This window comes from Escherichia sp. MOD1-EC5495 (assembly GCF_002965965.1).
Taxonomy (GTDB): domain Bacteria; phylum Pseudomonadota; class Gammaproteobacteria; order Enterobacterales; family Enterobacteriaceae; genus Escherichia; species Escherichia ruysiae.
In genome coordinates this window covers 1-22,097 of record NZ_PTRI01000006.1, presented here as the reverse complement: position 1 = coordinate 22,097, position 22,097 = coordinate 1, and the positions used below count along the sequence as shown (strand labels likewise).

At 51.1% G+C, this 22,097-nt stretch carries 26 protein-coding genes and 1 pseudogene; 8 read left to right on the top strand and 19 right to left on the bottom strand.

Going from position 1 to position 22,097, the window contains the following annotated elements; translation table 11 throughout:
* Window positions 1–58 precede the first annotated feature (58 nt).
* Together dcm and BEG40_RS06215 are read left to right on the top strand one after the other, a co-directional pair.
* Window positions 59–1,477, top strand: a complete 1,419-nt coding sequence (dcm, locus tag BEG40_RS06220) for a DNA-cytosine methyltransferase (RefSeq protein WP_105285068.1) — start codon at window positions 59–61, stop codon at window positions 1,475–1,477.
* Window positions 1,458–1,928, top strand: a complete 471-nt coding sequence (locus BEG40_RS06215; protein ID WP_000132886.1) for a very short patch repair endonuclease — start codon at window positions 1,458–1,460, stop codon at window positions 1,926–1,928. The genes dcm and BEG40_RS06215 overlap by 20 nt, the downstream gene beginning before the upstream one ends.
* On the opposite strand, the gene yedA is transcribed toward BEG40_RS06215, so the two are convergent.
* Window positions 1,917–2,837 carry a drug/metabolite exporter YedA gene (yedA, locus tag BEG40_RS06210; RefSeq protein WP_001212254.1) on the bottom strand — a complete coding sequence of 307 codons (921 nt, stop codon included), beginning with the start codon at window positions 2,835–2,837 and terminating at the stop codon, window positions 1,917–1,919. The two genes, BEG40_RS06215 and yedA, sit on opposite strands and share 12 nt — an antisense overlap.
* A 171-nt stretch (window positions 2,838–3,008) precedes the next feature.
* Here yedA and BEG40_RS06205 point away from each other — a divergent pair, with 171 nt between their 5' ends.
* The 3 genes from BEG40_RS06205 (at window position 3,009) to dgcQ (ending at window position 6,197) form a co-directional block, all read left to right on the top strand.
* Window positions 3,009–3,926, top strand: coding sequence for a DUF808 domain-containing protein (locus BEG40_RS06205; protein ID WP_000922669.1), 918 nt, complete (start codon window positions 3,009–3,011; stop codon window positions 3,924–3,926).
* A 78-nt stretch (window positions 3,927–4,004) separates the two neighbouring features.
* Entirely contained in the window at window positions 4,005–4,187 is a 183-nt protein-coding gene (locus tag BEG40_RS06200; RefSeq protein ID WP_000011631.1) for a YodC family protein, read from the top strand.
* A 315-nt stretch (window positions 4,188–4,502) separates the two neighbouring features.
* A complete protein-coding gene (gene dgcQ, locus BEG40_RS06190) occupies window positions 4,503–6,197 on the top strand; it encodes a cellulose biosynthesis regulator diguanylate cyclase DgcQ (RefSeq protein ID WP_105285067.1) in 1,695 nt (564 codons plus the stop codon).
* On the opposite strand, the gene BEG40_RS06185 is transcribed toward dgcQ, so the two are convergent.
* Window positions 6,194–7,009: a mannosyl-3-phosphoglycerate phosphatase-related protein gene (locus BEG40_RS06185; protein ID WP_105285066.1), complete on the bottom strand. Its 816-nt coding sequence runs from the start codon at window positions 7,007–7,009 to the stop codon at window positions 6,194–6,196. The genes dgcQ and BEG40_RS06185 overlap by 4 nt on opposite strands.
* A gap of 296 nt (window positions 7,010–7,305) precedes the next feature.
* The gene (gene yodD, locus BEG40_RS06180; RefSeq protein ID WP_010346997.1) at window positions 7,306–7,533 is read right to left on the bottom strand and encodes a peroxide/acid resistance protein YodD; all 228 of its coding nucleotides are present in this window, start codon (window positions 7,531–7,533) and stop codon (window positions 7,306–7,308) included.
* 162 nt (window positions 7,534–7,695) lie between these two features.
* Here yodD and dsrB point away from each other — a divergent pair, with 162 nt between their 5' ends.
* Window positions 7,696–7,884, top strand: coding sequence for a protein DsrB (dsrB, locus tag BEG40_RS06170; protein WP_000867217.1), 189 nt, complete (start codon window positions 7,696–7,698; stop codon window positions 7,882–7,884).
* Between the two features lie 43 nt (window positions 7,885–7,927).
* Here dsrB and rcsA read toward each other — a convergent pair whose 3' ends face one another.
* From rcsA to fliF, 14 genes are all read right to left on the bottom strand, one after another.
* Window positions 7,928–8,551, bottom strand: a complete 624-nt coding sequence (rcsA, locus tag BEG40_RS06165; protein ID WP_000104005.1) for a transcriptional regulator RcsA — start codon at window positions 8,549–8,551, stop codon at window positions 7,928–7,930.
* A gap of 289 nt (window positions 8,552–8,840) precedes the next feature.
* Window positions 8,841–9,626, bottom strand: a complete 786-nt coding sequence (gene fliR / locus BEG40_RS06160) for a flagellar biosynthetic protein FliR (protein ID WP_000942310.1) — start codon at window positions 9,624–9,626, stop codon at window positions 8,841–8,843.
* A gap of 7 nt (window positions 9,627–9,633) precedes the next feature.
* The gene (fliQ, locus tag BEG40_RS06155) at window positions 9,634–9,903 is read right to left on the bottom strand and encodes a flagellar biosynthesis protein FliQ (RefSeq protein ID WP_000187358.1); all 270 of its coding nucleotides are present in this window, start codon (window positions 9,901–9,903) and stop codon (window positions 9,634–9,636) included.
* 9 nt (window positions 9,904–9,912) lie between these two features.
* Entirely contained in the window at window positions 9,913–10,650 is a 738-nt protein-coding gene (gene fliP / locus BEG40_RS06150; protein ID WP_105285065.1) for a flagellar type III secretion system pore protein FliP, read from the bottom strand.
* Window positions 10,650–11,015 carry a flagellar biosynthetic protein FliO gene (fliO, locus tag BEG40_RS06145; RefSeq protein WP_010351023.1) on the bottom strand — a complete coding sequence of 122 codons (366 nt, stop codon included), beginning with the start codon at window positions 11,013–11,015 and terminating at the stop codon, window positions 10,650–10,652. Before fliO ends, fliP begins: the two co-directional genes overlap by 1 nt.
* 2 nt (window positions 11,016–11,017) lie before the next feature.
* Complete coding sequence (gene fliN, locus BEG40_RS06140) at window positions 11,018–11,431, bottom strand: flagellar motor switch protein FliN (protein WP_105285064.1); 414 nt, start codon at window positions 11,429–11,431, stop codon at window positions 11,018–11,020.
* Window positions 11,428–12,432 (bottom strand): flagellar motor switch protein FliM, encoded by a 1,005-nt coding sequence (gene fliM, locus BEG40_RS06135; protein ID WP_010346990.1) that lies wholly within the window; start codon window positions 12,430–12,432, stop codon window positions 11,428–11,430. Before fliM ends, fliN begins: the two co-directional genes overlap by 4 nt.
* Window positions 12,433–12,436: 4 nt before the next feature.
* A complete protein-coding gene (fliL, locus tag BEG40_RS06130) occupies window positions 12,437–12,901 on the bottom strand; it encodes a flagellar basal body-associated protein FliL (protein WP_000133128.1) in 465 nt (154 codons plus the stop codon).
* Window positions 12,902–13,005: 104 nt separating this feature from the next.
* A complete protein-coding gene (locus BEG40_RS06125; RefSeq protein WP_105285063.1) occupies window positions 13,006–14,133 on the bottom strand; it encodes a flagellar hook-length control protein FliK in 1,128 nt (375 codons plus the stop codon).
* Window positions 14,130–14,573: a flagellar export protein FliJ gene (gene fliJ, locus BEG40_RS06120; RefSeq protein WP_000807573.1), complete on the bottom strand. Its 444-nt coding sequence runs from the start codon at window positions 14,571–14,573 to the stop codon at window positions 14,130–14,132. Before fliJ ends, BEG40_RS06125 begins: the two co-directional genes overlap by 4 nt.
* A gap of 21 nt (window positions 14,574–14,594) precedes the next feature.
* On the bottom strand, window positions 14,595–15,965 hold the full coding sequence (gene fliI / locus BEG40_RS06115) for a flagellar protein export ATPase FliI (RefSeq protein WP_105285062.1): 1,371 nt from the start codon (window positions 15,963–15,965) through the stop codon (window positions 14,595–14,597).
* Window positions 15,965–16,651: a flagellar assembly protein FliH gene (fliH, locus tag BEG40_RS06110; protein ID WP_105285061.1), complete on the bottom strand. Its 687-nt coding sequence runs from the start codon at window positions 16,649–16,651 to the stop codon at window positions 15,965–15,967. Before fliH ends, fliI begins: the two co-directional genes overlap by 1 nt.
* Complete coding sequence (gene fliG, locus BEG40_RS06105) at window positions 16,644–17,639, bottom strand: flagellar motor switch protein FliG (RefSeq protein WP_000067965.1); 996 nt, start codon at window positions 17,637–17,639, stop codon at window positions 16,644–16,646. Before fliG ends, fliH begins: the two co-directional genes overlap by 8 nt.
* Window positions 17,632–19,290: a flagellar basal-body MS-ring/collar protein FliF gene (gene fliF / locus BEG40_RS06100; RefSeq protein ID WP_105285060.1), complete on the bottom strand. Its 1,659-nt coding sequence runs from the start codon at window positions 19,288–19,290 to the stop codon at window positions 17,632–17,634. The genes fliG and fliF overlap by 8 nt, the downstream gene beginning before the upstream one ends.
* Before the next feature lie 214 nt (window positions 19,291–19,504).
* Here fliF and fliE point away from each other — a divergent pair, with 214 nt between their 5' ends.
* Window positions 19,505–19,819, top strand: coding sequence for a flagellar hook-basal body complex protein FliE (gene fliE, locus BEG40_RS06095; RefSeq protein WP_016231789.1), 315 nt, complete (start codon window positions 19,505–19,507; stop codon window positions 19,817–19,819).
* Window positions 19,820–20,409: 590 nt separating this feature from the next.
* Here fliE and pliG read toward each other — a convergent pair.
* Together pliG and BEG40_RS06080 are read right to left on the bottom strand one after the other, a co-directional pair.
* On the bottom strand, window positions 20,410–20,811 hold the full coding sequence (gene pliG, locus BEG40_RS06085; RefSeq protein WP_000700155.1) for a g-type lysoyme inhibitor PliG: 402 nt from the start codon (window positions 20,809–20,811) through the stop codon (window positions 20,410–20,412).
* A 185-nt stretch (window positions 20,812–20,996) separates the two neighbouring features.
* Window positions 20,997–21,401 carry a DUF1398 family protein gene (locus BEG40_RS06080; protein ID WP_000373062.1) on the bottom strand — a complete coding sequence of 135 codons (405 nt, stop codon included), beginning with the start codon at window positions 21,399–21,401 and terminating at the stop codon, window positions 20,997–20,999.
* Window positions 21,402–21,624: 223 nt separating this feature from the next.
* On the opposite strand from BEG40_RS06080, the pseudogene BEG40_RS06075 reads away from it, so the two are divergent.
* Window positions 21,625–22,041: pseudogene (locus BEG40_RS06075) on the top strand (ZinT/AdcA family metal-binding protein); the annotation flags it as partial.
* Between the last annotated feature and the right edge of the window lie 56 nt (window positions 22,042–22,097).

Sequence of the window (22,097 nt, the reverse complement as noted above, 5' to 3'; positions counted from 1 at the left end):
CCCTAAACAGAAGTAATTATGTTAACCTGTCGACCATCTCAGATGGCCGGTTAAATCTATGCAGGAAAATATATCAGTAACCGATTCATACAGCACCGGGAATGCCGCACAGGCAATGCTGGAGAAACTGCTGCAAATTTATGATGTAAAAACGCTGGTAGCGCAACTTAATGGCGTGGGAGAAAACCACTGGAGCCCGGCGATTTTAAAACGTGCACTGGCTAACGACTCGGTGTGGCATCGCTTGAGTGAAAAAGAGTTCGCCCATTTGCAAACGTTGTTACCCAAACCGCCAGCACATCATCCGCATTATGCGTTTCGCTTTATCGATCTCTTTGCCGGTATTGGTGGCATCCGTCGCGGTTTTGAATCGATAGGCGGTCAGTGCGTGTTTACCAGCGAGTGGAATAAACATGCGGTGCGCACCTACAAAGCTAACCATTATTGCGACCCGGCGACGCATCACTTTAATGAAGATATCCGCGACATCACTCTGAGCCATAAAGAGGGCGTGAGCGATAAAGCGGCGGCAGAACATATTCGTCAGCACATTCCTGAACATGATGTTTTATTGGCCGGTTTTCCTTGCCAGCCGTTTTCACTGGCTGGCGTATCGAAAAAGAACTCACTTGGTCGTGCGCACGGTTTTGCTTGCGATACCCAGGGTACGCTGTTCTTTGATGTAGTGCGTATCATCAATGCCCGTCGTCCGGCGATATTTGTGCTTGAAAACGTCAAAAACCTGAAAAGCCACGACCAGGGCAAAACATTCCGTATCATCATGCAGACGCTGGATGAACTGGGCTATGACGTAGCCGATGCCGAAGATAATGGCCCGGACGATCCGAAAATCATCGACGGCAAACATTTTCTGCCGCAGCACCGTGAACGCATCGTGCTGGTGGGCTTTCGTCGCGATCTGAATTTGAAAGCAGATTTCACCTTGCGGGATATCAGTGGCTGCTATCCGGCACAACGTATTACGCTGGCGCAGTTACTGGACCCGGTTGTTGAAGCGAAATATATCCTGACGCCGGTACTGTGGAAGTACCTCTATCGTTATGCGAAAAAGCATCAGGCGCGCGGAAACGGCTTCGGTTACGGAATGGTTTATCCGAACAACCCACAGAGTGTTACGCGTACGCTTTCTGCCCGTTATTACAAAGATGGTGCGGAAATTTTAATCGATCGCGGCTGGGATATGGCGACAGGTGAGAAAGACTTTGACGATCCGCAGAATCAGCAACATCGTCCACGTCGGTTAACGCCTCGAGAATGCGCACGTTTGATGGGCTTTGAAGCACCCCATGAAGCAAAATTTCGCATTCCGGTTTCTGACACTCAGGCCTATCGCCAGTTCGGCAACTCGGTGGTAGTTCCGGTATTTGCTGCAGTGGCAAAATTGCTTGAGCCAAAAATCAAACAGGCGGTGGCGTTGCGTCAGCAAGAGGCACAACATGACCGACGTTCACGATAAGGCCACGCGTAGCAAAAATATGCGCGCGATTGCCACGCGCGATACGGCAATCGAGAAACGTCTCGCCAGCTTATTAACCGAGCAGGGGCTGGCGTTTCGTGTTCAGGATGCCAGTCTGCCAGGACGCCCGGATTTTGTCCTCGATGAGTATCGCTGTGTGATATTTACGCATGGCTGTTTCTGGCATCATCATCACTGCTATCTGTTTAAAGTGCCTGCTACACGCACTGAGTTCTGGCTGGAGAAGATTGGCAAGAATGTAACGCGTGACAAGCGGGACATTAGCCGCTTACAGGAATCGGGTTGGCGTGTATTGATTATCTGGGAGTGTGCGTTACGCGGACGGGAGAAGTTGACGGATGCGGCGCTTGCCGAGCGTCTGGAAGAGTGGATCTGCGGCGAGGGCGCCAGCGCGCAGATCGACACTCTGGGGATTCATCTACTCGCGTGATGCGTCCTGAATGACTGGCGCGACAACGGGTTTTGCAGGGAAGAGATATTTTCCCAACGTGACCAGCACCACAGCGAAGACAATTACGCCCAGCGCCAGCCATTCAATCCGCGATAGCGTTTCGCCACCCAGCCCTGTACCCAGCAATACCGCTACAACCGGATTAACGTATGCGTAGCTGGTAGCCAGAGCCGGGCTGACATTGCGGATTAAATACATATAAGCATTGATGGCGATGATCGAGCCGAACAGCGCCAGATATCCGACCGCAAGGAAGCCCGAAAGAGAAGGGAGCGCCGTCAGTTTTTCACCTGCTATCATCGACGCGATCATTAACACCACCCCCGCAGCCAGCATCTCAATGGCGCCCGCCATCATCCCTACTGGTAGGGTAATGCGCGAGCCATAAACCGAACCAAACGCCCAACTCACAGAACCGATCAAAATCAGAATCGCGCCCCACGGATTGCCGCTTAAATTACCGCCGCTATTGAGCATGATGATTCCGGCAAGCCCAATGGCGATACCCACCCATTCCAGCTTGCGCGTTTTAATGCCAAACAGGCGGCTGAAACAGAGAGTAAAGAGAGGTACTGTTGCCACCACTACGGCGGCAATGCCGGAGGGAACATTTTGATGCTCAGCCACCGTTACCATACCGTTACCGACAGCAAGCAGTAATAAACCAATCAACGCGGCATTAAGCAGAGGACGCAGTGGCGGCAGTTTGTGCCCACGCAGCAGTAAAAAGGCCATTAATAAAATACCGGCAGCCAGAAACCGCACGCCTGCCATCATTAACGGTGGCCAGCTTTCAACCCCAATCCGAATGACAAAATAGGTTGAGCCCCAAATGATATACAACGCAAACAGCGCGCCAAAAAGCGGTAACAACTGGCGGAAACGCATAATCCCTCACGATGGAAATAAAAAGCCGGTTCATAGTAAACGTGAAAATCATTTCGCTGGCGAGAGATATAATTGCGTTTGATTGTTAAAAAAATGTTGACCTGTGAAGCAAGTATCAGCCGGGCTGATTTTGCTTCATACTTAGCGCGTCAACGATAAAAATGAGAGGGAATGCTTTTGGCCGGGAGTAGTTTACTGACATTGCTCGATGATATCGCCACTTTGCTGGACGATATCTCCGTGATGGGCAAGCTGGCGGCGAAAAAAACCGCCGGTGTATTAGGGGATGACTTGTCGCTCAATGCGCAGCAAGTTTCAGGTGTGCGTGCCAATCGGGAGTTGCCCGTGGTCTGGGGCGTGGCGAAGGGATCGCTTATCAACAAAGTGATTCTGGTGCCGCTGGCGCTGATCATCAGTGCTTTTATCCCATGGGCGATTACGCCACTGTTGATGATTGGCGGCGCATTTCTCTGCTTTGAAGGGGTAGAGAAGGTGCTGCATATGCTGGAGGCGCGTAAGCACAAAGATGATCCGGCGCAGAGTCAGCAGCGTCTGGAGGCGCTGGCGGCGCAAGATCCGCTGAAGTTTGAAAAGGACAAAATAAAAGGGGCGATTCGTACCGATTTTATTTTGTCTGCGGAAATCGTCGCCATCACGCTGGGGATTGTGGCGGAAGCGCCGCTGCTTAATCAGGTGCTGGTACTTTCAGGGATCGCACTGGTGGTTACCGTGGGGGTTTATGGTCTGGTGGGTATCATCGTTAAGATTGATGATCTGGGCTACTGGCTGGCGGAAAAATCCAGTACGGTTATGCAAGCATTGGGTAAGGGGCTATTGATTATCGCCCCCTGGCTGATGAAAGCGTTATCGATAGTCGGTACGTTGGCGATGTTCCTGGTTGGTGGCGGCATTGTGATACATGGCATCGCGCCGCTGCATCATGCGATTGAACATTTCGCCGGGCAGCAGAGTGCACTGGTCGCAATGATATTACCGACTGTTTTAAATCTGATTCTTGGTTTTATCATCGGTGGTATCGTCGTGTTGGGAGTGAAAACGATAGCAAAATTGCGCGGTCAGGCACATTAATATTCTCATTGGCTATTATGCAAAATTCGCCATTCTCGACTAAGGTGAACAAGTTTCACTCGAAAAAAGGAGGCGAGTATGAGCTTTGTGGTTAGTGAGGAAGTGACGGTCAAAGAGGGCGGCCCGAAGATGATTGTTACTGGGTATTCCAGCGGCATGGTTGAGTGTCGCTGGTATGACGGTTACGGTGTCAAACGGGAAGCCTTTCATGAAACTGAGCTTGTTCCGGGGGAGATGCGTCGTTCGCCGGAAGAAGCCTGAAAGCGTATAATTAACACCAGTCCGGATAAGGCATTCATGCCGCATCCGGCTGTTGTGCCAGCGTCTGCATTGAATGTCTGATGCGACGCTGGCTAGTCTTATCATGCCTGGGTTATAAAAATAATCGATGTCTGGCGGTAGAATCAAAAGTAGGCCGGATAAGGCTTTCATGCCGCATCCGGCTGTTGTGCCAGCGTCTGCATTGAATGCCTGATGCGTCTTATCATGGCAACATTATAAAATTATTGCTGTTTGGCGGTACGTTATCGCCAGGTTATGCCAGAATCATAAGAAAGCAGGTTGGGAGTCGTCAGGGTGCAGCACGAGACAGAAATGGAAAACCAGAGCTGGCTGAAAAAACTCGCGCGCCGCCTGGGGCCTGGTCATGTCGTTAATCTCTGCTTTATTGTGGTGTTGATCTTCTCAACGTTACTCACCTGGCGTGAAGTGGTGGTTCTGGAAGATGCCTATATTTCAAGCCAGCGTAACCATCTGGAAAATGTTGCCAACGCGCTTGATAAACAACTGCAATATAACGTTGATAAATTATTGTTTTTACGTAACGGGATGCGTGAAGCTCTCGTTGCGCCGCTCGATTTCACCTCTCTGCGCAATGCCGTTACCGAGTTTGAACAACGTCGCGATGAACATGCCTGGCAGATAGAACTCAACAGACGGCGCACCTTGCCAGTAAACGGCGTTTCGGATGCCTTAGTCAGCGAGGGGAGTCTGCTTTCCCGCGAAAATGAATCCCTGGATAATGAAATTACCGCCGCGCTGGAAGTCGGTTACTTACTACGCCTGGCGCACAACTCCTCATCAATGGTTGAACAGGCGATGTATGTCTCGCGCGCCGGATTTTACGTTTCAACGCAGCCGACGCTATTTATTCGCAATGTGCCTGGGCGTTACTACGAATTTGTCACCCAACCCTGGTTTATCGGTCATTCACAACGAGAAAACCGTCAACGCGCGGTGCGTTGGTTTACCTCTCAGCATGAGCATAACAATGCTACAGAGCCACAGGTCACTGTAAGCGTGCCGGTCGACAACAATAATTACTGGTATGGCGTATTGGGGATGAGTATTCCCCTGCGTTCAATGCAGCAATTTTTACAGAATGCTATCGATAAAAATCTCGATGGCGAATATCAACTCTATGACAGCAAACTGAAATTATTGACCTCGTCCAACCCGGACCATCCTGGCGAAGATCTCTTTGACCCTCGTGAACTGGCATCACTTGCGCAGGACATTGAACACGATACGCGCGGTGGTATTCGGATGAACAGCCGCTATGTTAGCTGGGAACGGCTGGATCATTTCGATGGCGTATTAGTGCGTATCCATACGCTTAGTGAAGGCGTACGTGGAGATTTCGGCAGCATCAGCATTGCATTAACCCTGTTGTGGGCGCTCTTCACCACGATGCTACTTATCTCCTGGTATGTGATCCGCCAGATGGTAAGTAATATGTTTGTCCTGCAAAGTTCGCTGCAATGGCAGGCGTGGCACGATACCTTAACCCGCATGTATAACCGTGGAGCACTGTTCGAAAAAGCGCGCCCGCTTGCTAAATTGTGCCAGACACATAAGCATCCTTTTTCTGTTATTCAGGTCGACCTTGACCATTTTAAAGCGATTAATGACCGCTTTGGTCACCAGGCGGGCGATCGTGTGTTGTCACATGCCGCCGGATTAATTAGCCGTTCATTGCGAGCCCAGGATGTTGCCGGACGAGTTGGCGGCGAGGAGTTTTGTGTGATTCTGCCGGGCGCTAACCTGGAGCAGGCAAAAGAAGTTGCCGAACGCATTCGTCTGAAGCTGAATGAAAAAGAGATGTTGATTGCCAAGAGCAAAACCATTCGCATTAGTGCTTCGTTGGGGGTGAGCAGCAGCGAGGAAACCGGCGATTATGATTTTGAACAATTGCAGTCGTTGGCCGATCGTCGGCTTTATCTCGCTAAACAGGCAGGGCGTAATCGGGTCTTTGCGAGCGATAACGCTTAACGAGCGGTGAAAAAGTGATCCAGTCCTTCGCGCCAGCCTTCCGGTCCTTCTCGCTGCGTTCGCCAGACCCGGGCAGGGTTCTCATTTTGCAGATGAACACCTTCCCGGTTTAGCCCTTTCACAATGACTGCGTAATCCATCACCTCCAGTAAGGGGGCATCATTTGGATCATCGCCTAAGCCGAGCGTCGTCGGACGTTTTCCACCTGATTGTTGATATATCGCGATGATCCAGTTAGCCGCCTGATCTTTTCCGGCAGAGGCATCCAGCACATGCCAGAAGCGCGCACCTTGTACAAACTGTAATCCTAGCTCGTTCAGACGAGCGGTAAATTGCGCCATCCGCTCGTCACTGTCGCGCCAGATGAGCGTGACTGAGGCTTCATGCAACTGCGTCAGCGCCGCCTGGCTGCGGCTTAATCCCGTCCATTCCGCAATGGTTGTATCATCGACATCATCAAAGGTGGTGAATTTGAAATGTTCTTTCTCGCGCAGCGTATTCAACACCAGACTGATTTCACTATGGGCAATGCCCGAGATGATCCGGGGAAAACCGTCGATATCTTGCCATTGATGATCCAGTTGGATCACCGCGCCGTTTTCGGCAATCAGCGGCAAACCTTGTAGCCCTACGTTTTTTTGCAGGTACAGCATTTCCGCCGACGTTTTACTGCTACAGAGAATCACAGGCACGCCTGCTTCCCGTAAACGGTTTAGCCAGGGAGCAGCAGGCTGCCAGTCATAACTGTGACTATCTAACAGGGGGCCATCGAGATCGGTGAAAATTAGCAGTGGTTGTTGAATTGAAAGCATGGTAGCGCATACTCCCTTTACCAGGATGTTTCTCAAAATAGCACGATTTGTCTTTAATCATTTTTCGGGAGCGATCCCGCTCGTAGCAGAGCTCGTAAGGGGTGACGAAGGTCACAGATCCATTCATTAATGACATTAATCATTCACACGAAGAATATTTCCTTGTCAGCGAAAAAAATTGCAGATAAGGTGATGAACACATCAGATTTCCTGGTGTAACGAATTTTTTAAGTGCTTCTTGCTTAAGCAAGTTTCATCCCGACCCCCACAAGGGTCGGGATTTTTTTATGTTACATTTAGCGGTTCACTTCCGAGACGCTAAAGTCATGGATATCCAGCTCAAAGGCATCCGCTAATTCACGCCATGTATGATATTCACGCCCATCAACGCTGACGTGTTCTGAATCGCTCTGGCTGCGATGAACTTCGCTTTCGCTAATTTCATTGATCGCCGCCAGCAGGGCATCGACATCGACGCTGACCTCTCGTTTTGCGGTATCGCTGTACTCTTTTGCGGTCTTCATCATCTTTCCTCGCAACCGTTACTCATTTGTTGCTGCCGACCGTTATGTCAGCCAGGCATCTCTTAAGTATAGACCGTCGAGAAAATCAGCACTCGCGCGCGCCCGACGCTGCCAGAAAAACGAAATTGTTCTACACTGGCACAAAGCCACAGGAGGAAAATGATGAAGGTGAATGATCGGGTAACAGTCAAAACGGATGGCGGTCCGCGTCGTCCTGGCGTGGTACTGGCAGTTGAGGAGTTTAGTGAAGGCACAATGTACCTGGTTTCGCTGGAAGACTACCCGCTCGGCATCTGGTTCTTTAATGAGGCAGGGCATCAGGACGGTATCTTTGTGGAGAAAGCAGAGTAATTTCATTCAGCCTGACTGGTGGGAAACCACCAGTCAGAATGTGTTAGCGCATGTTGACAAAAATACCATTAGTCACATTATCCGTCAGTCGGACGACATGATAGATAACCTGTTTATTATGCGTTTTGATCTTACGTTTAATATTGCCTTTATGAGATGAAACAGTCTTGGCTTTGATATTCATTTGGTCGGAGATTTGAATGGTTCCCTGACCTGCCATCCACATTCGCAACATACTCGATTCGGTTCGGCTCAATGATAACGTCGGCATATTTAAAACAGTAGCCATCGTTGTCTCTTTTTTCAGAATATCGCCAAGGATATCATCGAGAGATTCCGGTTTAATCGATTTGGAACTGATCAATAAATTTTTTCTGACCAACAGATATTCATCAAAATGAACGTTGGCAATCGCCATAAAAACGATAAATAACGTATTGGGATGTTGATTAATGATGTGCTTGATGCGCTGACTGTTAGAAGTATCGTGGATAAAACAGTCCTCATTAATAAACACCACTGAAGGGCGCTGTGAATCACAAGCGATGGCAAGGTCATCAACGGTTTCGATGTCGTTGATTTCTCTTTTTTTAACCCCTCTGCTCAACAGATACCCGGTTAAACCTAGTCGGGTGTAACTACATAAATCCATAATAATCGTTGACATGGCATACCCTCACTCAATGCGTAACGATAATTCCCCTTACCTGAATATTTCATCATGACTAAACGGAACAACATGGGTCACCTAATGCGCCACTCTCGCGATTTTTCAGGCGGACTTACTATCCCGTAAAGTGTTGTATAATTTGCCTGGAATTGTCTTAAAGTAAAGTAAATGTTGCGATATGTGAGTGAGCTTAAAGCAAATATTTCGCCACAGGAGTATCCTGGAAGATGTTGTCTGATTTTATTTTTCAGATAATCCTTAGGATAACACGATAAACATTACGGAATCATATTGCTGGAAATTCGCTAATAATATCTGCCAGTAAATTAAAAATTTCACTAAATAAATGTTCGCAAAATGGAGCAATTAGCGGCATTAATGCTGCCATTAATGAAATGCCGACTGTCAGAGTTAATGGAAAACCGATAACGAATATTGATAATTGCGGAGCCATACGATTAAGTAATCCCAGCGCCAGATTCAGCGTCAGCAGCAGGGTAATAAGCGGTAATGCCAGCATAAATCCGTTGAGGAAAATCAAACTTCCCGCTTTGGTGAGTGCCAGAAACGCATTGCTGTTAAGCGGCTCACCGCCAATCGGCAGGGTGTGAAAGGTATCGACCAGCAGCGAAATCAACCATAAATGACCGTTAAATGTCAGGAACAGCAGTAGCGCCAGCATATCCATGATGCGTGCTAAGACGGGCATATTGAGATGGCTACCAGGATCCACAAACGTCGCAAATGACAGCCCCATTTGCAGACCGATAATTTCGCCTGCGGTTCGTACAGCGGCGAAAGCAAATTGCATGGTAAAGCCAAGCGCAATGCCAATCAGGATCTGCTGCATTGCCAGCCAGAGGGCATAAAACGAAAAAATGGGAACATCGTTGGCAGGTAATGCCGGAGCTATGGCGAACGTGATCATCATTGCGAGACCCAGTTTCACCCGTTTCGGCACGCTGCGTTCACTCAAAATGGGCGCGGTAGAAATGAGCGCCAGCACGCGCAGTAACGGCCAGAAATACAGACTTAACCAGGAAAGCCATTGATCGCTCGTCACCTGCAACATAGCACGGCTACCCGATGATATACGGCAGGTTAGTGAACAAGGTGCGGACGTAATCCAGCAACAGATTGAGCATCCACGGTCCGGCAATAATAATGGCGATAAATACGGCGATGATTTTCGGAATAAACGACAACGTCATTTCGTTAATCTGCGTGGCAGCCTGCAAAATGCTAATGATAAGGCCAGTGACCAGCGCCACCAGCAGCAGCGGGGCAGCCAGCGCCAGCGCGACTTTCATCGCTTCTGTCCCCATCATCATGACCGATTCGGGTGTCATTTTGCCTCTCTAGCTGTAAAAGCTTTGCGCAAGCGAACCGACAAGCAATTGCCAGCCATCCACCAGCACAAACAGCATAAGTTTAAAGGGCAGAGCAATGGTGGCTGGAGGGACCATCATCATCCCCAACGCCATCAACACGCTGGCAATCACCAGGTCGATAATCAAAAAAGGAATGAAAATCGTGAAGCCTATCTGGAATGCGGTTTTCAACTCGCTGGTCACGTAGGCCGGGAGCAAAATGCGCATCGGCACAGCCTCCGGTCCCTGCAACGGGCCAGTATTCGCCAGTCTGGCAAACAACCCTAAATCTGCTTCGCGGGTCTGACGTAGCATAAATTCACGCAGCGGCTGCGCTCCTTTTTCCAGCGCCTCCTGCATGGAGATTTTTTCTTCGCTGAATGGCTGGTATGCATCGACATAAATTTTGTCGATCACCGGAGACATAATAAAAAAGGTCAAAAACAGCGCCAGCCCCAGCAATACCTGGTTGGGCGGTGCGGAGGGCGTTCCCAGCGCGTTACGCAATAAACCAAAAACAATGATGATGCGGGTGAAGCTGGTCATCATCAGTAAAATCGCCGGAATAAACATCAACGAGGTGATGAACACCAGCGTCTGCACCGGGAGCGACCAGCTTTGTCCACCGCCAGGTAGCGGTTGGCTGGTGATGCCTGGCAGTTGGGCGAACGCGAGGGGCGTAACCAGCCAGAGAAGAACCGGCGCGACAGACAACAAACGACGCATCAGGATCTCCCGCTACGCTTGAGCAAATTTTTCATAACCGACTGAAAATCGGCCTGTGGTATCTCTTCCGTGGGTGCTGAAGGGGGAAGTTTATGCAGCAAATTGATTTGCCCTGCGGTAACGCCGAGTACCAGCCGTGCATCGTCCACATCGACCACCACGACCCGTTCACGCGCGCCCAGCGAGGCGCTGGCGCTAATTTTCAGACCGTTAACGCCTGTGCGTTTAGGGGCAAATCCCAGCCGTTTTACCAGCCAGGCAGCGGCGAGGATCAAGACAATAATGGCGATTAGTGCGCCGCTCACCTGAAGTAGCGGTGCGGTGGAAACCGGCGCGGAAGATTGCACAGTGGCGTGGTTATTCATCACTAACGGCTCAGGCGGCGCATTCGCTCAGACGGGGTAATGATATCGGTGATCCGCACGCCATATTTATCGGCAACCACCACCACTTCGCCTTGGGCGATTAAATAGCCGTTGATCAGAATATCCAGCGGTTCGCCCGCCAGACCGTCCAGCGCCACGACTGACCCTTGCGTCAGACGCAACAGCTCTTTGATGGTCATACGTGTGCGACCCAGCTCGACGGCCAGCTTAACCGGAATATCCATAATCAGGTCGATATCCTGCAATGTTCCACTGACGTCGCCGCCGCCAAGCTGCTGGAACACGGCTTCAGCCGCGCTTTTGCCGCTTGTTGATTTTTGTTCGCTCAACGCTTCAGCCCACAGATCGTCCATTGCGCCGTTGTTGTCATCGGCCGGATTATTCAAGTCACTCATTTGGGCTGTTCCTCGTTCAGAGAATTCAAAATCGGGTTAATCAAATGTTCTATCCGTAGCGCATACTGACCGTTGATGGTGCCGTACTGGCTGGTCAGTACCGGAACGCCGTCAACGTGGGCGATGATGCGATCGGGTTTTTCTATCGGCAGGACATCGCCGGGTTTCAGTTTCAAAATCTGCGACAGGCGCAGCGATATATCGGCAAAGTTGGCGACCAGTTCCAGCTGTGAGTGCTGCACCTGACGCACCAGGTTATCGCGCCAGTTCTGATCTTCATTACGCGAGTTTTCCAGCGGCGGGTTAACCAACAATTCCCGTAGCGGCTCGATCATGCTGAATGGCAGGCAGATATTAAATTCGCCGGTCAGGTTGCCAATCTCGACATGAAAAGGCGTGTTAACCACAATGTCGTTTGGCGAGGTGGTGATATTGGTAAATTTCACCTGCATTTCCGAACGCACGTACTCCACTTCCAGCGGATTAATCGCCTTCCAGGCGTCGCTATAGCCTTCAAGCGCCAGCTTCAACATGCGATTGATGACGCGCTGTTCGGTATGCGTAAACTCACGACCTTCTACTTTGGTCGGGAAGCGACCATCACCGCCAAATAGGTTATCCACGGCGATAAACACCAGACTTGGCGAGAACACCACCAGCCCGGTGCCGCGCAGCGGTTTCAGGTGGATAAGGTTCAGGTTGGTTGGCACCGGCAGATTGCGGGCAAATTCATGATACGGCTGTATGCGGATCGCCCCGACGGTAATGTCCGGGCTACGGCGCAGCAGGTTGAACAGCCCCATGCGGAAATGGCGGGCAAAACGTTCATTAATGATTTCCAGCGCCTGCAAACGTTCGCGCACAACCCGACGTTGGGTATTGGGGTCGTACGGACGAATGTCACTTTCGCCGCCAGCACTGGTTGTCGGTTCGTCTTTGACCTCGCTGTCACCATTCAACAGCGCATCAATTTCAGCTTGAGAAAGAATACTATCGCCCATGTCGTTATCGCAGAATAAAAGCGGTATACAGCACGTCGGTGACATCCTGTTTCGGTTGCCCGGCAACAAGCGGGGTGGAGAGTGTGGCTTTAATTGCGGCAATCAACTTTTGCTTGCCTTCTTCAGTTGCCAGCACGGCGGCATCCTGGCGCGAAAACAGTAACAGCAAGCGACTGCGGACTTCCGGCAAATACTCGCTCAGGCGCGAACGGGTGGCTTCATCTTTCAGCCGCAGCGTTATGCCGATATAAAGCACGCGATCCGCATCGCCAAGATTGACCGTAAAAGTGTCCAGCGCATAGAAGACAGGTGAGAGCACGACGCGTTGCTGTGCTTTGTCGTCAGTAGCAGCCTGACGTGAATGCCAGTAGCTGTAACCCGCGCTGGCACAGGCCGCGAGAGTAATGAATACCAGGATCGGGAGCCAAAGCGATCGCTTGCTTTTCTTGCTTATCGCGTAATCAGTCATGTGTTGCGGTCTTCCTGTGTCGCTACTGCTTATCGGCTAATTATCCTGTGTCTTAAGCGCGGCAAAGCGGGGAAAAGACGTGGATTACGGTGCCACCTCTGACGTTAGGCGAAAATATCAACGCCGCTATTGCCTGTTGCACGCTCTTGTAAAGAGGCGGGAACCGGCAGGGCATCGTCATCTTCGACAGCCAGGTGTTCATGGTTTGCTGTGCGCGGGTTTTGCGGTTGCTGGGAGGCGGCCTGCTGCTGACCGTTAAAACTCTCGCCGCTGATATTGCTCTGCCCCAACTGAATACCGCTTTCAGCCAGTTGTGTTCGCAGTACTGGCAGAGCAGCTTCCAGTGCGGCGCGAACGTGCTGATGCGGTGAAACCATCTGGATTTGCGCGTGGTTGTCATCCACCTTAAGGGAGATTTGCACTTCGCCTAAATCCTGCGGATGCAAACGCAGCTCGGCACTTTGTTGCCCCTGGCGGGTAAACAGCGAAATATGCTGACTTAAGGATTGTTGCCATTCGTGAGAACCCAGCGGTGCACTCAAAACAGGCGCTGCGACGGTGGGCTGTGGCTGCGTCTGGTGCGAAGTGATTAGCGGACTGACGGCAGCGGTCACCGGCGAAGGCGTGCTGATGACTTCCGCTTTACTCTGGGCTTCAGCAATCAGCGGTGTTAATGGCTGAGCTGGGGCGCCAGGGGCGTCGTCAGGCTGCGCTGTGGTGAGTTGCGCAGGAGTCAGTTTTGTGAAGGGCGTTGGCTTCTCTGTCGATAACACTGTTGACGGCGTATCAGTCACTTTGGGCGTATTGTCAAAACCTGGCAACATCGCAAAAAGGGCACTCAGGCTGGCGGTAACATCTTCATTCAGATCATCCGCTTTTTCGTCTTTTACTGCGTTTTTGTCTGACCCCGCTGCCAGCGTAATGGCCTGAGCGGTGGTTAACGGTGTTGATGTGGATTGTTCGTCGTTGATGACTGGCAGTGTTTCATTCGCAGGGATCAGTAAATCCGGTTGTTGCGCGTCGGTCAGAATATCGCTGACCAGCGACTCGCCTTTTGTCGCAGGCTTATCTGTCGCCACCTGCAACCGGATCGCAGCTTTGTCGGTTGTTGTAGCGTCTGCTAACGCCCCGCTCAACAACGCGAGAAAATCTTGTGCGGCATCACTGGCTTTGCCGCCGGGCAGTGCGGAGGTGTCAACGTCAGCGGTAATCAAGGGCGCTAAGCGAATCATTCTGGTTTCCTCATGGCGGCGCGCTGGGCGAACTCATCCATCTTTTTCTGATCGAGGCGGTTTTCTGCCAGCAGCGCCGCCGTGGATTGTCGTTCCTGCAGTGTCTGCCAGGCCTGCAAACGTTGTTTTTTCTCCCGCCAGTTATTCAGGGCAACATCAACTTTTTGTGTCCACTGCGTAAGTTGCTGATGATGCTGGGTAATGGCTTTTTCCAGCGTCTGAATAAACTGCTGATAGTTGATCCAGCGGTTGCTGGTCATCCCGGCACTCATATCGCTATTGAGGTTATTTCGATATTCATTCTGATAATCGATCAGCATTTTGAGTTGTTCTTCTGCCTGCTGACATCCGCGACGCATTTCACCCAACAGACGAGCGGCGTTATCCACCTCTTTTTCTGCCAGATCTTTCAGGGTCGCCAGTGCGCCATGTTCTGCCATCTGCTGTTATCTCCTGCTTAGTCACACTGTCGGAAAAATACGTTCCAGCCCCTGGAGAGAGTCTTCCCAGTCCGCGCGTTCAAAAATGCCTTGTTGCAAATAGCCCTCCAGCTGCGGCCACAGGGCGATGGCTTTATCGAGCATTGGATCGCTGCCTTTGGCGTAAGCGCCGACGCTGACCAGATCGCGATTACGCTGAAAACTCGATAACAACTGTTTGAATGTGCGCACTCGCGCATAATGTTGCTCGCTGATCAACGCCGTCATTGCACGGCTGATCGACGCTTCAATATCGATAGCTGGATAGTGCCCGGCTTCCGCAAGACGGCGAGACAGCACAATGTGACCGTCGAGGATTGCCCGCGCGGAGTCAGCAATCGGGTCCTGCTGGTCATCGCCTTCGGTGAGCACGGTATAAAACGCGGTAATCGAACCGCCGCCGCTAATGCCGTTTCCGGCACGCTCGACCAGTGCCGGCAATTTGGCAAACACCGACGGTGGATAACCTTTGGTGGCTGGCGGTTCGCCAATCGCCAGCGCAATCTCACGCTGAGCCATCGCGTAGCGGGTGAGGGAATCCATAATCAGCAACACATGCTGACCACGATCGCGAAAATCCTCGGCAATGCGCGTGGCATAGGCGGCACCCTGCATTCGCAGGAGCGGAGAAACATCTGCCGGTGCGGCGATCACCACCGAACGAGCACGTCCGTCAGCACCGAGGATGTTCTCAATAAAATCTTTTACTTCGCGCCCACGCTCGCCAATCAAACCCACGACAATCACATCGGCGCGGGTGTAACGCGCCATCATTCCCAGCAGCACACTTTTACCGACGCCGGAACCGGCAAAAAGTCCCATGCGCTGCCCGCGCCCGACGGTAAGCAAGGCATTGATTGGACGCACGCCCGTGTCCAGCACATGTTCAATTGGCGTGCGTTGCAATGGGTTAAATGGCGGGGTAATCAGCGCACCGGTTTCGGTCGTATCGGGGGAGGGGAGGCCATCGAGCGGTTTACCGCTGCCGTCCAGAACCCGACCTAACAACGCCGGACCGAGCGGTAACTGCTTGCCGCTTTGCAGGCCGTCGCCGGAGATATTTTTGGCATAAACGCGCGCGCCAGGTAGTACGCCTTCGACTTCCTCCAGCGGCATTAAAAACAGCCGTTGACCGTTAAAGCCGACTACTTCGCTTTCTACTTCGTGCGTTTCGCTGCCGTTCTGGCGCTCAATGACACAGGTTGCGCCGAGCGGCAATTGTAATCCGGTGGCTTCCAGCACCAGCCCGGTAGCGCGAGTTAATCGCCCGTAGCGACGTACCGCAGGCAACTGCGCCATTTTGGCTTCAAAGTTATCCAGCGTGGTTAGCCAGCGAGTCAGGCGCGTGGTCATTACACCACTCCTGGTGCTGCCAGACGGCAGAGTTCTTGCCAGCGAGTGGCGACACTGGCGTCGAGATCGCCTTCATCGGCGGAGACTTTACAGCCGCCAGGATGGAGGGTGGGATCGCCCCGCAAGCGCCAGCCATGCAAACTTAAAGTTGCGCCGAGCATATCATCCACACGTTGCAGATCATCCGGGTGTACGCGCAGCTGTGGTTTCCCGCTGAATAACGGTTCTTGCTGCAACAACTGTTGGATCTGTTTGATTAGTGCCGAGTTATCCACCGTTGGCGTCTGACCGATCACCTGACGTGCTGCCTCCAGCGCCATCTGCATCAGGCGCGAAGCAATCACACTATCAAGCGCATCAAGTGTGGTTTGAAATTCGCTGACCAGTTGCTGCATCCGGGCATGAATCGGCGCTTGCTGGGATTTTGCTTGCGCCAGTCCTTGTTCCAGCCCCTGAGCGATTCCTTCCTGATAGCCTTGTTCGTGGCCTTGCTGGCGACCTTCGGTAATTCCCGTCTGATAACCTTGCTCATGGGCTTGCATTTGCAGTTGCGCCAGTTGTTGCTCAAGGCTGGGTTCGGCCTCTTCAATGATGGTTTCTTCTGGTTCCATCAGTGGCACAAACTCCGCCTGCGGCGGCGCGAGATCGTCCGGTGTCCAGGTTTTCCACGGCAGATTATCAGACATAGGTATCCTCGCCGCTGCCAATCACCATCTCGCCGGTTTCGGCAAGACGGCGCACAATCAGCAGAATCGCCTTCTGCTCGTTCTCGACCTGCGACAGACGCACCGGACCACGGTTGGCGAGATCGTCGCGCAGAATATCGGCGGCACGCTGCGACATATTGCGCAGGAATTTCTCGCGCAGTGGCTGCTCGGCACCTTTCAGGGCGATCAGCAGCGATTCGGAATCCACTTCCTGCAACAGGCGCTGGATGCTGCGATCGTCGACATCCACCAGATTTTCGAACAGGAACATCTCGTCGATGATTTTCTGCGCCAGCTCGCCGTCAAATTCACGCACGGCGGTAATAACGGCTTCTTCCTGCTGGGTTTTCATCAGGTTGATAATTTCGGCCGCCGTTCTCACGCCGCCCATTTTGCTGCGTTTGAGATTCTGACCGTCGAGAAGGCCATTGAGTACTTCGGTCAGTTCCGCCAGCGCGGCAGGCTGTACGCCGCCAAAGGTGGCGATACGCAACATCACGTCGTGGCGCAGGCGTTCATCGAACAACGCCAGAATATCGGCGGCCTGCGCGCGCTTCAGATGCACCAGAATGGTGGCGATAATCTGCGGATGCTCATCACGAATCAGATCGGCGGCGCTCTGCGGTTCCATAAAGTTGAGCGTTTCGATGCCGCTGGCGGTATCGCGGGTTTCGAGAATATCTTCCAGCAGGCTGGCGGCACGCTCTTCACCAAGGGCTTTGACCAGCACCGAACGCAGATAATCGTTGGCGTTGATATTCAGTGCCGCAAACTGTTCAGCTTCTTGCTCAAACTCTGCCAGCACTTCAGTTAACTGCTTGTTGGAGATCTGCGTGATGTTCGCCATCGCCGCACTCAGGGTTTGCACTTCGCGCTGGGAGAGGTGTTTGAATACCTCAGCCGCCCGGTCTTCGCCAATGGTCATTAGCAGGATGACGCTCTTTTCGGTGCCTGTCAGGTTACTCATGGTCGTTATTTATCCACTGGCGAATGACCAGCGCCACCACGCGCGGATCGTTATCAGACATGTCACGGATACGCTGGCTCATTACCTCTGCCCCCAGACGTTGGTTAGCCCGGCGTTGCTGCAGTTGTTCATCTTTGCTCAGGCGAACTTCCACCGCATCTTCCACGTCCTCGCGGGTCTGTGCCTGTTGCTGCACAGCTTTCACCGCCTCGGCGCGACGTGTTAGCTGCGGGCGTACCACTTTACGCCACAGCAGCCACGCCACCAGCAGCACCAGCAACCAGCGCCCGGCAGCCAGCAACTGATCGATAAACGCTTGCTGTTGCCAGAACGGCAGTTCTCCACCGCTTTCGTCAGTGCTATTGAATGGCGAGTTGACGACATTGAGCGAGTCGCCGCGTTTTTCCGAAAAGCCCATCGCTTCGCGGGTCAGATCTTCAATCTGCTTCATCTGCTCGGTGCTGAGAGGCAACGGTTTGCCATCTGGCAACGTTTTGTAATTCACCACTACCGCGACAGACAGACGCTGCACATCGCCCACGTTCATCTTGGTATGACGAATGGTGCGATCGACTTCGTAGTTACTGGTTTCATTACGCTGCGTGCTACGCGGCCCACTATTGCTGGTGGTGCTCGCCTGCTGCTGGCGATTATTTTGATTTGCCGGAGGCGTACTGATTGGTGCGTTATTCGCAGGCGCTGGTTGATTCGACAACGCGCCTGGTACGCCGCCCGGATAACCGGAACCGCTTTGCTCGCTCTCATTAAGCTGGCGTGAGCGGAGCGCCGCCTGTGATTGGTTGCCGTTAGGGCGATACTGTTCTTCTGTTTGCTCTTTACTGGCGAAGTCCAGCTGTGCCGTCACCTGGGCGTGAATATTACCGTTGCCGACAACAGGCGACAGGATCGCTTCAATACGTCGCTGAATACGTCCTTCGACATCGCTGGCATATTTCAACTGGACGTCATTAAGATCGCGTCCGCTGGTGTTGGACTGGGTTAACAGATGTCCACTCTGATCCACCAACGTGACATTTCCCGGAGGCAGACCAGCAACCGCGCTGGAAACCAGATGTACAATGGCGCTAATTTGCCCTTCATCCAGCGCGCGGCCTGGCAACAAATTTACTGTCACTGATGCCGAAGGAGATTTTTGTTCACGAACAAATAAAGAGGGCTTTGGCATCGCCAGATGCACGCGCGCTCCTTTTACCGGGCCGATAGTTTCGATGGTACGGGAAAGCTCGCCTTCCAGCGCCCGCTGATAATTCACCTGTTCGCTGAACTGGCTGATGCCAAATTTTTCCTGATCGAGCAGCTCAAACCCAACAGCACCGCCTTTAGGCAAGCCTTGCTGCGCCAGACGCAGACGCAACTCGTGAACTTTATCGGCCGGAACTTCAATCGCGCCGCTGGCTTCGCTGAAGCGGTAAGGAATGTTCATTTGCGTCAGCTGGCTGACGATTGCGCCGCCATCCTGATCGGAAAGATTGCTGAATAACGTGCGGTAATCAGGGGCTTTTGCCCACAGAATTAACGCGACTATCACTGCCACCGCAGCGGAACCAGCAACAATCAGGGGGATTCTCGGATTCGCGCGTAGGCGATTGAGCCACTCAAGAGATTTTGTCTGGGCTGCGGTCGTATTCATCGCGCACCTCGCGGCAGATGATAGACGGCGGTATTGGCAAAGTGGAACAAGACGCACTCCCGGGTCAGCACACTCGAAAAATTAACGGCCTCATTATTTGTGGTTTTATTTTTTTCTATGCGCCAATTAACCCGTTTTTTTATCGTTATTTAACGCCTTTATCTTATTGACTTGCTGATAGGCTCTGCTACCAGAAACTATTTGGGAGATGAGTATGTCAGCTATACAAGGGATCGAAGGGGTTATCAGCCAGTTACAGGCCACGGCAATGAGTGCGCGTGCCCAGGAGCCGCTGTCGCAACCCACTATCAGTTTTGCCGGACAGCTTCATGCCGCTCTCGATCGCATAAGCGATACGCAAACCGCCGCCCGCACGCAGGCAGAAAAATTCACCCTCGGCGAACCCGGCGTGGCGCTAAACGATGTGATGGCCGATATGCAAAAAGCGTCGGTTTCGATGCAAATGGGGATTCAGGTGCGTAATAAGCTGGTGGCAGCGTACCAGGAAGTGATGTCCATGCAGGTGTAGGTTTTATAACCTGTTGACTATGCATGTTTAATGACATCCGATCCCACAGCGTGGGGCATGGATGGGGCAAACTCACTCAATTTCTTATTTAAAATAGATACCTGCTCCTGATTGTTTTCTGCCATCCACAACGCTTTGCACTGGATACAATCCAGACTCTCTTCTCCCGTGCAGCCGATCTTTTGTATTCCGTGTTTGAAAGCCTGAAGGTAAAGTTTGTAAGTTAGCGATGGATTAAACAGTGAAAAGAAACGCGGCTGTCGGATTGGAGCCGCGGGACAAGGCCAAAAATTTTCCAAGAGTTGTTGAATTTCCCAGCTTTTTTGGAAGCGCATGTATCTTACTAATAACTAAAAAAGGTTTAAACCATAAAATTAATCGTATTTTTAGGTAACACTTACCGATATATCCCCACGCCATTCAGACGGTTAAAGCAGCAAGTATTTAACGCGTAAACAGGGCGTGGGTTTGTCGCTCGCGCCAGTAGGTGTGATGTGGGGAAACCGTGTCACAGCCAGCTCCTGTCTGTTACTGACAGTCATTTTCAGGTACAGGAAAGTAATGACGGGGATAGCCCCGTCGGTCTCTGTTTACTTAATCTGTATGTTGACGCTGTATTTTTTAGCCTTGTTTTTACGAGCGTCATTGCGGGTTTGAAGCACTCTTAGCTCATATTTACCGGAAGCGGGAAGGATGTACTGACCATTGTCATCAAGTTCGGGAGAGTATCTGGAGAGATCAACCGAATCGCTGATTCCGGGCCCAAAGAGGACAATATCAGCACCCTCATTGGAGATACTGACGTGCACCTTCTGGCCTTTTTTGGCATAGAAGTTATATGTGTCGTAATCGTATCCCTTTATCTCTCCTGAGTACTGCGCACTACTATGACCCTTCCTGAACTCAACATTAACGTCCTTGCCAGCGGCAGAGGCCGTTGAGGTTAGCAGTGCAAAAAGAAAAATGGCTTTACTTACACCATTGATTTTCATGTGTGTTCTCCTCAGTCATGGAAAAACTATTCGTTGTTATAATATAACAATTTTTGACAGGTATTTTCCATGAGCCTCCCGCCTGGAAGTTGCTATGGAGCGTGAGTGGTGTCAGGGAAGAGATAATCTGACAGATACCTGTACAAATAACGGATAACTGTCAGATCTGAGATGAGCTAACACATCTAAATTAAGGGTTTATTGTTCTCAACATCTTCAATATATAAGAGTGTATTATCGATAGAATAGTAACGACGTTTATTATCATTAACGTCAGTAACCCACCGGAAGACACCCGCATTCGCGAGCGTTATACAATATTCCCGAAAAGTAGACTTTCTGGAAATGTGAGTCCGGGCTGCTTTTATTACTTGCTCAGGGTTCTTAGTGGCACTGACTTTTAATAGGTTTCTGCTTCCTCTTATTAACAACACCTTGTCATCGTGTGTGACGATCCTAATGTTATCTGTAGCAAGATAGTAAATGTAATGCGCAATATGATGACGTTTTAACTCTGTGTAAAACCAGGAAAAGTTTAGCTCCGTTCTCACTTGCTCAAACATCTTTTGGAAAATAGCAACCTGATCCATCAGGGGGAATAATCTCTTGTTGGTTGTGAGAGTTTGTAGTTTGCATGATTGGTGCTATTCCTTCAATCAGATCCGATGACTTAATGCCGGTGATAAAGGCATACTAAGTATAGGGTTATGATGCGTGTGTCTGGTTAGGTTTTGCTATTCGTTCTTCAGTATTGCACTCGCCAAACGTTATGTTATAACATTTAATGAATATTGAAGCGGGAGGATAAACTGGATGATGGTTGTTAATAAATTGGCTTTTGCGCTGGGGTTACTATTGACTGGCAACTATGCACTTGCTCATGGGCATCATTCACATGGGGCACCACTGACAGAAATAGAACAAAAAGCAGCAGAGGGTATTTTTGATGATAATAACGTGAAAGATAGAAAACTTACTGACTGGGGGGGTGTTTGGCAATCGGTATATCCCTTGCTTCAAAGTGGTGACCTTGATCCTGTTTTTAAAATGAAAGCAGAAAAAGATCCGGGTAAATCATTTGCGGATATTAAGTCCTACTATCAGCAAGGATATGCGACGGATATTGACACAATCGGTATCGAAAATGGTGTTATGGAGTTCCACAGAGGAGAGGAGGTGACTTCCTGTAAATATAATTATAGTGGATTTAAGATATTGACATATAAATCAGTGGATTTGCCCCTATATTTCCAGACACCTGTTATCACTTAACCCATTACTGGCCT